The organism is Kribbella catacumbae DSM 19601, assembly GCF_000372465.1.
GTDB lineage: Bacteria > Actinomycetota > Actinomycetes > Propionibacteriales > Kribbellaceae > Kribbella > Kribbella catacumbae.
Genome location: NZ_AQUZ01000083.1, coordinates 22,838 through 33,805 on the forward strand (window position 1 = coordinate 22,838; position 10,968 = coordinate 33,805).

Consider the following 10,968-nt stretch of genomic DNA (forward strand, 5'->3'; position numbering starts at 1 on the left):
TCGTGGGCCCCGCCGCCCTCGGTGCTGCTGTAGGCCGTTCCGTTCCAGGTGTAGGTCGTCGCGTGGCCGTCGGAGTCGGTTCGGATCACGGTGCTTCCTGCCGCACCGATCGGTCCCTGAGCGGCGACGACGCGCTCGCCGTCCCAGCGCCATCCGTCCCCATCGCCGTCGTTGGCCTGGCCGAGTGAGTTGTGTGTGCGCACATGCTGGAGATCCAGTCCGCGCCCCGCCAACCGCTCGTCGTAGGCCTGCAACACCAGGTTGCCGGTGGCAACGTTCACGTAGCACCGGCCGCCCGCCTGACCCGTCCCGGCTCGACCGAGCATGCCTGCACTACCTAGGACGTTGACAGAGGCGTTGAACAGACCCAGCCCGTTACCCGCAACGACAGCAACCACGCAGACCAACTCCATTTCGACACGTCGAATCGCACATCTCAAGGCATCGGCAGACTGGCAAGCACTCCTGGGAATGCGCTGGGAAGAGGGTTTCCCAATGTTTTCCCAGCGCCGTCGGTAACGGTGAGGAGATGATCACCAGCCTCAGAAGACCCGTCGGCGCCGTACGCCGCACCAAGCTCATCTCCTCGATCTCGGCGCTCGCTTTGGTTGTCAGCGGGCTGGTGGCCGGTCCTGTCCACGCCGCCAAATTGGCGACTCCTGCGACTTCCGCACTTGTCCCGGCACCAGCAGGCCGCATGATTGCCGCGGGCAAGTCTCATACGTTGGTGATCGACGATGGTGTGGTGTACGGGACCGGGGTCAACGGCACGAGTACTACCGGAGCCGGGCGGCTGACCGGCGCCGGCACCGGCTATCGGACCTCGCTGTTGCGGCTTCGCGATCTGCCGTTCGGCGTGCGAGCCATCTCGGTTGCAGCTGGTGGCGCCCACTCGCTGGTGCTGGGCAGCGACCATGTCGTGTACGGCGCAGGAAGCAACGGTGCCGGACAGTTGACCGGCACTGGCAGCCGGTTCAACTTGTCCGAGCTCACCGGCTTGCCGGGCGATGCGCAGCCGCTCGCGATCGCCGCCGGGAACTCCCACTCACTGGTATTGGCTAGCGATGGCAGGGTCTACGGCACCGGCAGCAACGGCAGCGGGCAGCTCACCGGCACCATCGGGACCGGGCGCACTACCTTCGGTGAACTACGCCTACCCAACGACGTGCTGGCCACCGCGATCGATGCCGGCGGCGACTATTCGCTGGTTCTGGGCAACAACGGGAGGGTCTATGGCACCGGCCTCAACACCAACAGTCAGCTCACCAGTAACGCAGGCGAGACCAGCACCACTCGCTCCACGCTCACTGCACTCATCGGGCTCCCAAATGGCGTCACTGCCGCCGCGATGTCGGCCGGCGACGGCCACTCACTTGTCATCGGCAGCAACGGCAAGGCGTACGGTGTCGGCAGCAACTTCTTCGGCCAGCTCACCGGTACCAACACCAGCGACATCACCACCCTGACCGAACTCAAGAGCCTTCCCAATGGCGTCACCGCCACCGCAGTCGCCTCCGGTGCGGACCACTCACTGGTCATTGGCAGCAACGGCAAGGTATACGGCACCGGTCACAACAAATTCGGCCAGCTAACCAGCACCAGTGCCAACACCATCGACATCACCACCCTGACCGAACTCGCCGGCCTCCCCAACGGTGTCACTGCGACCGCGATCGACGCCGGCGGCAACTTTGCCCTGGACGCGTTCAGAGGCGGCATCTCACTCGTGCTGGGCAGGGACGGCCTCGTCTACGGTGCGGGATACAACGCGGAGAGCGCGCTCACCGGCATCGGCGACCGGTTCATCCTGACCCCGCTCACAGGCACCCAAGTCGCAGCTGGCAGCAGCCACTCTCTGGTACTAGCCAGAGACGGTGTCGTCTACGGCGCCGGTGCGAACGACGTCGGACAGCTCACAGGCGGCCCCAGTACCAGCGGCCGTAAGTTGCTCACCAAATTAACTGGCCTACCCGACGACGCGCAGCCCGTCGCAATCGCCGCTGGCGGAAGTCACTCGCTGGTCCTCGACAGCAACGGCAACGTCTACGGTACCGGCCGCAATAACAAGGGGCAGCTCACCGAGACCGGCGACCGCACGACGTTGACCCGACTTAACGGGCTTCCGGGCGGCCTTCATGCCGTCTCGATTGCTGCCGGCTTTGACACTTCGCTAGTAATGGGCAGTAACGGCAAGGTCTACGGCACCGGTAACAACTCCTCCGGGATGCTCACGGGGGACAGCAACTCCTACAACGCATTCACTCCCTTCGCAGGCAGTGCGGAGAGCAACTTCGCCACGGCGACCGCCATCGCCGCAAGCACCGAACACTCGCTTGTGCTGGACCGCGCAGGCGGCCCACTCCGCGGTACCGGTTCTGACCGCTCCGCAAAACTGGTGGGCAAAGGCAATCTTCGAATCCTTACGACGCTGGGCAATCCGATTGCCGGCGGCGTACACCCCGCCGTCGCTGCCGGAGACTCCCACTCGTTGATGCTCGCCTCCAACCGAGTTGTCTATGGTGCCGGCTCGAATACCTTCGGCCAGCTCACCGGCACCAACACCTTCGTGTCCACGCTTACCCCCCTCAGCCCACTGCCCAACGGCGCCAAGCCCACCGCGATCGCGGCTGGTGACGCTTCTTCATTGGTCTTGGGTAGCGATGGTCTCGTCTACGGCACCGGTGACAACGGGTCCGGCGAGCTCACAGGCACAGGCAACCGCGCCAACCTCACACTCCTGGGCGGTCTGCCAACTGGCGTGCGCGCGACCGCGTTGGCCGCCGGCTTCTCTCATACTCTCGTGGTCGGCAGCGACGGTTCCGTCTACGGCACCGGCAACAACCAACTCGGGCAGATCACGGACATTGGCACGCAGACCAATACCCGCAATCGGCTTACTCCCTTGAGGGGGCTACCGAACAGAACGCCAATTGTCGCCGTCGTGGCCGGCGCTGCTCACACCCTGGTCCTCGATAACAATGGATTCGTCTACGGCACGGGCCGTAACACTGTCGGACAGTTGACCGGCACGACCAACCAAAGCACGCTGGCCCCGGTCACTCTCCCTGACGGCATCCGCGCTACCGCGATCGCTGCCAGCAGCGACTTCTCGCTGATCCTGGGCAGCAATGGCATCGCGTACGGCACCGGCAGCAACGCATCTGGGCAGCTCACCGGTACCAGCAATCGCAACTCCCTAACCCGGCTGAACGGTTTGCCGTCCGGTGTGAGGGCGACCGCGATCGCCGCCGGCAGCAACCACTCGCTGGTCCTGGGCAGCGACGGCATCGCGTACGGCACCGGCAACAACCACTTCGGACAACTGACCGACATTGACGAGATCGGCGCGAACCGCCACGAACTGACTCCACTTGATCAGCTACCCCACGGGGTGCAGGCCATCGCGATTGCCGCCGGCAGCAATCATTCGCTCGTATTGGGCAGCAACGGCACCGTCTACGGCACCGGCAACAACTCCCGCGGACAACTCACCGGCACGGGCCCCAGCAACCGCTGGGCCCTCACACCACTCACCGGGCTGCCCGCCGGCGCCGGCGCCTATGCCATCGCTGCCGGCTCGAACCATTCACTCGTCCTCGCCAGTGGCCACCGCATCTACGGCACCGGGGATAACCTGGCCGGACAACTCAATAGCAATGTCGCCAGCACCACCTTCACCACGCTGACCCTGACCCCACTTCAGAGTTCAATCGAGCAGCCGCCCGCTGTCGCGGTCTCGGCAGGCGGCAACCGGTCCTTCGCCATCCGTAACGGGTTTGGCAGCAGCGTGACCGCGGTCGGTGGAAATGGCAATGGCGAACTCGCTGTGCGCGATGTCGCTGGCACCGCTGTCGCCGCGGGCGATCGTCATGCCCTGGTGATCGACTCTGTCGGCGGCGTCTATGGAGCCGGTGCCAGCGAGGCCGGACAGCTGACCGGCACCGACGCCCGTGCCGAGGCCACGTCGCTCACCGGGCTATCCGCTATCCGCGCCGGGCTATTCAAGGCCCCGCCAGCACCTGCAGCACCAATCGTCAGCGTAGCCGTCGCGGGCTTCCACACCCTGGCACTCGACAGCAACGGCATCGTCTATGGCACCGGCCGCAATAACGGCGGGCAGCTCACCGGCACTGCCGACCAGCACACCACGCTCGCCAAGATCCCCGGCCTACCAGCCGGCGTCCAGGCCACTCGAATCGCCGCCGGCTCCCAGCACTCACTCGTCCTGGCCGCCAACGGCGCCGTCTACGGCACTGGCCAAAACAACGTCGGACAACTGACCGGCACAGACACCGCAGGACGCACCAAGCTCGCCCTATTAGCGGGTCTACCCGATGGCGTCCAGGCGACCGCTATTGCCGCCGGCGTCAGTCACTCAGTGGCACTTGGCGACGACGGCAAGGTCTATGGCACGGGCTCCAACCTCTTCGGGGAGCTCACAGGAACCGATGCCAGCCGCAACCAGTTGACCGAGCTAACCGGCCTACCAGACGGCGTACAGGCCATGGCGATCGCCGCCGGCGGCTTCCAATCGCTCATCTTGGGCAACGACGGGGTTGTCTGGGCCACCGGCTTCGGAGACAGAACCACGCTGACTCCACTGATCGGGCTACCCGACGGCGTCCTGCCCATCGCGATCGCCACCTCAGGCAGTCACATACTCGTTCTAGGCAGCGACGGAGATGTCTACGGCCAAGGTGATAATCACTGCAGGCAGCTCACCGGAACCGACACCGATCAGCGCGACACCCTGACCATGCTGTCCGGCCTGCCCGATGGTGTGGACGCCACTGCGATCGCCGCCGGCGGCGGCAACTGTGGGAACTCGCTGGTGGTGGGCAGCAATGGCGCCGTCTATGGCGCCGGTGACAATTTCCGCCAGCAGCTCACCGGCCGCGACACAGGCGACATCAGCACCCTCACCCCATTAAGCGGTCTCCCCGGCGCCGCCAGCCAGGCCGCAGGGTCGACCGTCGGCTCCGCCGGAGACCACACCGTGGTGATCGGCAGCGACGGCGCCGTCTACGGCACCGGACGCAATGGCGACGGCCAGCTCACCGGCTACGAGGGCGGCCAGAATCGCACCACCCTTACTCGGCTCACCGGCCTACTCACCGATTGACGGCACTACAAACCAGCGCCGGCTGTGCTTGGCCACCCCGAGCATGGCCGGCGTTGCTCAATTCCCGCGCCGATGCTGTGTCCTATCCGGCCGGGAGTCGCGGGCTCGACGGGAGCGTGGGCGGCCCGATCAGACCGGCCGTTGCAGCGCTGTTGCTGTTGGACTTCGCGACGCTCGTCAGGACCGGCCCAACTGCTTGACCGTGTGCTGACGGTTTGTTCGCGGCCTGAGCGCGCGCATCTAACTGAAGATATCGAGGTGGGCCTACGGCTCCGGCCAGCAAGCGCGGCTGCGCTAGTGGAGCACCGCCCGTTGGGCGAGGAGATGCGAGCCCGCAAGGTCGCCAACTACGCCGGTCAGCAGGGTGCGCGCCGCAAGCCGGGATCTTCCCATCAGCTGCCCACCGTGCCGGGCAAAGCTGTTGTCAATTCTTGTAAGCCGTGGAGAGGACGTTTGATGGGGCATCGACGAGCGCTTTTGGCCGTGGCTGTTGCTGTCGCAGCTGCGCTGCCGATCAGCACAATGGAGATGTTGTCGGCTGACGATCCGATGGCGGCTACGCGGACAGGTGACGAGCCCAGCAAACTGCTCGAAGGTCCCTGGCCATGCGACATATTCGTCTGTGGCGGGAACCACAACGAGTCGGTGGCTCGGGACCGGTGATGGTGGTGTCTGAACGAGAATGCGTCGAGCGATGGCGACGCTAGCCGTAGACAGGTGATGGCTGATGAAGCGGCTGTGTTGTTGGAGCGAGCGGCTGCGATAGCTGGCTCTGATCTGGCCGGTGCGGGAGAGTTGGCGCTTCATGCGGCCGCGCTGCTCGAAGGCAAGGATCGGCACGAGGTGTTGCTCGCCGGGGCTCAGTTGTTTGCGGGCACCGGGGATTGGGCGCGGGCGGCTGAGGTGTGGTCGTGTGCAGCGGAGGTGGCTCCAGAGGACGGCGTCAGGGTTCGGAGTCTGTCGGCTGCTGGCAACGCGGCCCGCCGTGCTGGGCGATGGACCGACGCGGAGGTCGCCCACCGGCGGGCTTATGAGCTGGCAGTGCGGGAGTTCGGTGATAGAGCGCTACAGGTAGCGGTGGCGGCACATGGCCTAGCGATGATGCTCAAGTACACAGGTGGATTCGCGGAGGCCGAAGGCCTCTACCGGCGGGCTTTGGAGGTCGCAATTGCTGCGGGCGATGAGGCGTTTGCGGCGGTGATCTGTCACAACCTTGGTGGGCTGTCGCATGCCAGTGGGATGGCGGCTGAGGGAGTTCGATGGGCTCGGCGAGGGCTGAAGCTGCGTGAGGGGATTGCAGAGAACCCGTTGGCTTTGGCGGGCGATGAAGGAGCTCTTGCGGCTTTGCTGATCGAGATCGGTGAGTTCCAAGAAGCTGAGGCGCTTTTGCTCCGTAGCCGGGCGACCTTTGGTGACTATCTCGGCACCGAACATCATGAAGTTGCCGTGGTCAACGGGAATCTGGCACTGCTCGCACTTGAGCGAGGAGATCTTGTCGCGGCTGAGAAGTATGCGACTGACGCACTTGCCGGCAAGGAGGCGGTGCTTGGTTCCAGTCATCCTGAGCTTGCGCCCACACTGACCACGCTGGGCACCATTCGACGGAGAGCGGGTGACTGCTCGGGTGCGATCACGCTGCATCAGCGAGCTTTGGCCGTGCTCGTCCCGCAGGTCGAGGCCGGTCACCCTTTGCTGGTGACCATCCGCGCCAATCTCGAGGTCGCGGCTCGCTAGTCCGATTTCCCTGTGCTGGTTGGTCCACCATCTGTCCACAGCCGATGTCGCTGCCGATTCGGGCGGCAGGCGCGCGTGGTTCGGTGGGGTCGAAATGCCGTTCAACCGAGGAGTTGAGATGTCGTTCAGAAGTCTCCCGAGCACTATCAGAGGTCGGCTCTATCTACGCCGGCTGGCGGCGATCGGCCTCTTGGTGGGTGGCCGGCTGATCGCCGGAAGCGAGGCGTCCGAGGTACCCACGGCGACGGTTCGCATCGAGCGCGGGACGATGGTCATCCAGGCTTCGGGCGCGGACGAGAAGCTTCTGCTCAATCAAGGGCGCCTGGCTGGTGACAACGAGGACTCGTACATCGTAGGTCTCCTGAATGACTCCGGGAGCATGGAGCCGACATCACCGTGCAGGTCTGGCGGCGAAGGTCGGCTGGTGTCCTGCCCGTTGTCCGCCGTCCAGCGGTTCAGCTTGGACTCCGGCGACGGCGACGATAGTTTCCGTGATCAGACTGTTCTTGCCGGGACGGTCCGGATGGGGTCTGGCAACGATGAGGTGATTCCCGGCCTGGGAAGGACTGATATCGACCTGGGACCTGGCGGCGACATCGCCGTACCGGTGGGCGGTGCGCACAACATCAAGGGTGGTACAGGTGTTGACGGTGTCAGCTACGAGCTGGCCCAGCTTCCTGTTGTGGTGGCCCTCGATGACAAGACCAACGACGGCGCCTTCGGCAAGGACAACATTCGCACGGATGTGGAGAACGTGGTCGGTACGAGGTTCGCCGACGAGCTGACTGGTAGCGGGCAAGCGAACGCCCTCCTCGGGTTGGGCGGACTGGACAAGCTGAACGGGATGGCAGGCAACGATCTGGTGGATGGCGGACCTGACGGCGACACTCTGGCCGGTGGCAGCGGCATCGACACCGTCAACTACGCGGGCTACCGCGAGGCGGTAACGGTCAGGCTCGACGGTAGTAGGTCCAGCGGAGCCCCCGGCGAGGGCGACATCGTCGGCACCGATGTGGAGAACATCATTGGGGGCGCAGGCAGCGATCGGCTGTTCGGGAACGATCTGTCGAACACGATCGAGGGCGGCGGGGGAAACGACAAGATCGCCGGGCTGGGTGGCAACGATCTGGCTGTCGCCGGCTCGCAAGGTGATGGCGCGGACGTAGTGTCCGGCGGCGCCGGGGTCGACACCATGTCGTACGCTGGCCGTAGTACCGGCGTACAGGTCGATCTGGACGACAAGGCCGATGACGGCGCATCGGGTGAGGGTGACAACATCCGTCCCGATGTCGAGAACCTGCTCGGTTCAGCATCAAACGACGTGCTGATTGGTTCGGCCGCAAGGAATCTCATTCGGGGACTTGATGGCAACGACGGTATCGGCGGTCTGGCTGGGAATGACTACCTTGATGGTGGCCTCGGCCGGGACACGATGATTGGTGGAGCGGGCGTCGATATCGCTTCGTACACAACTCACGGCGGACCTGTCGGCGTGTCCCTCGACAACAAGGCCAACGATGGGAGACCCCGTGAGTCCGACAATGTGCGGGCCGACATCGAGTCCGTCAATGGGTCGAACTTCGCGGATATGTTGGTGGGCAGCAGCCTCAACAACACCTTGCACGGGTTCGGTGGCAATGACCGTCTGTACGGTGCTCTCGGCAATGACATTCTGATCGGTGACGCCGGTCGTGATCAGGGCTTCGGTGCGGCAGGCCGGGACTCTTGCATCACAGAGGTCAAAAGTAGCTGCCCTTGATGCCCATCGGTTTCCCAGCGTGGTTTGCTAGTCTGGGGGAGATTCTTCTGTCGACGAAAGGGAAGTCCGCCATGACCACGCTCTTCGGTATGCCTCAGGGCGCGGAGTGGCTCATCATCCTCGCGATCGTCGTGCTGCTGTTCGGTTCGGCGAAGCTGCCGGCCCTGGTGCGGCAGGTCGGCAAGTCGAAGAAGATCTGGGAGGAGGAAGTCGGCCCAGGTCGCAAGAAGGACGATGAGCTCGCTGAGGCATCGGCGCAAGCCGCAGAGGTTCCGGCCCCTGTTCAGCACACGACTCAGCCGAACGGGGAAGGTTTGCCGTCGACGCACGCGGCCAACTGAAAGGCGAGGCCTTCGACTTCAGGGGACACACAGCTTCCCTCAAGGAAGTCGCTATTGGTGCTTGCCAAGGAGTGCAGTCCGGTTGTGGTCCAACGGTGGGCGGTTGGCCGGGCTGCGCCACCTGGCGAGGGGGTTACTCGACGGTCTTCCTCAGAGCCGGCGAGCAACCACTCGCTGGGGCCGCCAGACCCGACCGCGGGCCCTGACCTGCGCGTCTGTACGGCGGCCCCAGCGAACCTGATCGTCAGTTCTTCAAGGTGAGCCGTGGTGGTGTGATGCCCCTTCACGAGCGGGGAGCGATGAGGAGGGCTCGGAGCCGACCGGGAGATAGCCCGCTGCGAGGAACGTGCGGAGCGAGTCTGCGTTGCAAGGTGTGACTTGCGCCCAGATGCGCGAGTTTCTCGGGGCAAGTGCGCGAGCGGTCCGCGCGAGGCGGCGGCCGTGTCCCTTGCCGCGTAGGGCTTCTGGAACTTTCCACGGTGCATTCGAGGCGGCCTGCCACACCGATACCGGTGAGCACTAAGCCGCCTTTTGGGTGACCGTAGGCCCGTATGTCGTCGCGGTGCCGCCGGGCACGGCCTACGCGGGGATGGTCGAAGGCGGTGAGTTCGATCACGCAGGAGATCCGCTCAGAGGGTGAGGGTAGGACGGTGACGCCGAGATCCGGCGCAGGAAAGACGCACCTTCGATGTTGCGCAGAATGTCGGCCAGGGTCGCTCCTGGGATCGGGGACTCGGGCGTCACCGGATGGCCTCCCGGGCTGCGACCGTTTGCGTCTGTTGATCACTCTTCACCCCAGATTCGTTCGACGATGTGGATCCAGTTCGCCATGGGGTCGTGAGCGTCGGCTGAAGGTGGCCTGTGTGATCGTCCGGCGATCCAGGATTGCGCTCACAGTTTCTGAAGATGGCTGCGGCATGAGGCGAGGGTCGGGTGGTCGCCTCGGACTGTTCCCATCAGGTTGTCTTCCTTGTGGCTGACGACGCCGAGGGTTAGGTGGGCTCTGAGTACCACATCCGTCAGACCTGCCACAGTCGCGTCTGCCAGTGCTTCTTCCAAGAACCCACGGGCGGGCACGAGTTCATGTCGCATCTCATGCTCGCGTCCCCGTCGGAACAGCTCCTCAACGTGCTGACGCCCAGTCATTTCCATACCTCCATGAACTGATCCGTGCCCCTTGACCGGGAACCCGGTCAAGGGGCACGGATCAGTCAGGCGTCGACCAGGACGACTTCGTACTGGTCCGCGGTGGGTGGGACGCCGGTGTCGAACTTTGCGTTGACGGCAGCGAGGGTGTCGCCGAAGAGGGCAGCCGTGGCTGGGACCTGGAACAGAGGGCTCGTGATGGTCTTCTTGACCAGGCCGCTGGACAGATCGTTGTTCAGTGCGATTCGGGTGATCTGGTTGGAGAAGCTCTGCACTGCCCACAACCGGTTGTCGTCCAGCACGATGCCGTCGACGGTTGGTACGCTGACACCGGTGATGTGGGCGCTCGTTCCTTTGGCGGGGTTGACGGTGTAGAGCTCGCCGTTGCCTGTGTGGGCGACGATCAGGGTTCTCCCGTCCTGTGTGGCGGCAATGCCGTTGAGATTGAATTCGTCGCCGGTGTCGGCGGCTGGTCCGCTGAGCAGCAATGTCCTGAACGGCCCGAGGTTTCCGTACTGGCCGATCGGGATGAAGTGGAGCCTGGCATGGAGGGTGTCGGTGAACCAGGCGCCCTGGGGTGTGATTGCGACGTCGTTGATGAGCGAGGTTCCGCGGTCGCCGAGTTGGAAGGTGGCCACGGTCGCACCTGAGTCGGTGTCATATACGTACGCTTGCCCGGTGAATCCGCCGGCGACGAAGAGCAGATTGTGCCGGGTGTTGACGGCCATGCCGACGGCCATGCGGCCGGTCGGTGCGTCGATGAACGGGGCGGCTGTGCGTTTCTCGATGTCGCCGCGGAAGATGTCGCCGGTGAAAAGATCCCCGGCGTAGAAAGTAGTACCTTCGCCTGCGGCGATGCCCTCGGC

Annotated in this window: 6 protein-coding genes and 2 pseudogenes; 5 read left to right on the forward strand and 3 right to left on the reverse strand. The window is 64.6% G+C overall.

The genetic code is table 11. The features are described from left to right. Positions 1-62: 62 nt before the first annotated feature. Positions 63-413 (reverse strand): annotated as a pseudogene (locus tag A3ES_RS57485) (DUF6531 domain-containing protein); the annotation flags it as partial. A gap of 284 nt (positions 414-697) precedes the next feature. On the opposite strand from A3ES_RS57485, the pseudogene A3ES_RS57355 reads away from it, so the two are divergent. From A3ES_RS57355 to A3ES_RS0142675, 5 genes and pseudogenes are all read left to right on the forward strand, one after another. Further along, a pseudogene (locus A3ES_RS57355) lies at positions 698-1,093 on the forward strand (RCC1 domain-containing protein); the annotation flags it as partial. Positions 1,094-1,165: 72 nt separating this feature from the next. Then, a complete protein-coding gene (locus A3ES_RS0142660) occupies positions 1,166-5,122 on the forward strand; it encodes an RCC1 domain-containing protein (protein WP_237745206.1) in 3,957 nt (1,318 codons plus the stop codon). Positions 5,123-5,842: 720 nt separating this feature from the next. Next, entirely contained in the window at positions 5,843-6,856 is a 1,014-nt protein-coding gene (locus tag A3ES_RS0142665; protein WP_083934061.1) for a tetratricopeptide repeat protein, read from the forward strand. A 118-nt stretch (positions 6,857-6,974) separates the two neighbouring features. After that, complete coding sequence (locus A3ES_RS0142670) at positions 6,975-8,615, forward strand: calcium-binding protein (RefSeq protein ID WP_020392977.1); 1,641 nt, start codon at positions 6,975-6,977, stop codon at positions 8,613-8,615. Between the two features lie 71 nt (positions 8,616-8,686). Continuing rightward, complete coding sequence (locus A3ES_RS0142675; protein WP_020392978.1) at positions 8,687-8,956, forward strand: twin-arginine translocase TatA/TatE family subunit; 270 nt, start codon at positions 8,687-8,689, stop codon at positions 8,954-8,956. 252 nt (positions 8,957-9,208) lie between these two features. Here A3ES_RS0142675 and A3ES_RS56975 read toward each other — a convergent pair whose 3' ends face one another. Both A3ES_RS56975 and A3ES_RS0142685 read right to left on the reverse strand, forming a co-directional pair. Further along, positions 9,209-9,460, reverse strand: coding sequence for a GNAT family N-acetyltransferase (locus A3ES_RS56975; RefSeq protein WP_337587784.1), 252 nt, complete (start codon positions 9,458-9,460; stop codon positions 9,209-9,211). Between the two features lie 707 nt (positions 9,461-10,167). Further along, positions 10,168-10,968, reverse strand: an 801-nt coding sequence (locus A3ES_RS0142685; protein WP_020392966.1) for an SMP-30/gluconolactonase/LRE family protein, incomplete at its 5' end; no start/stop codon positions are given.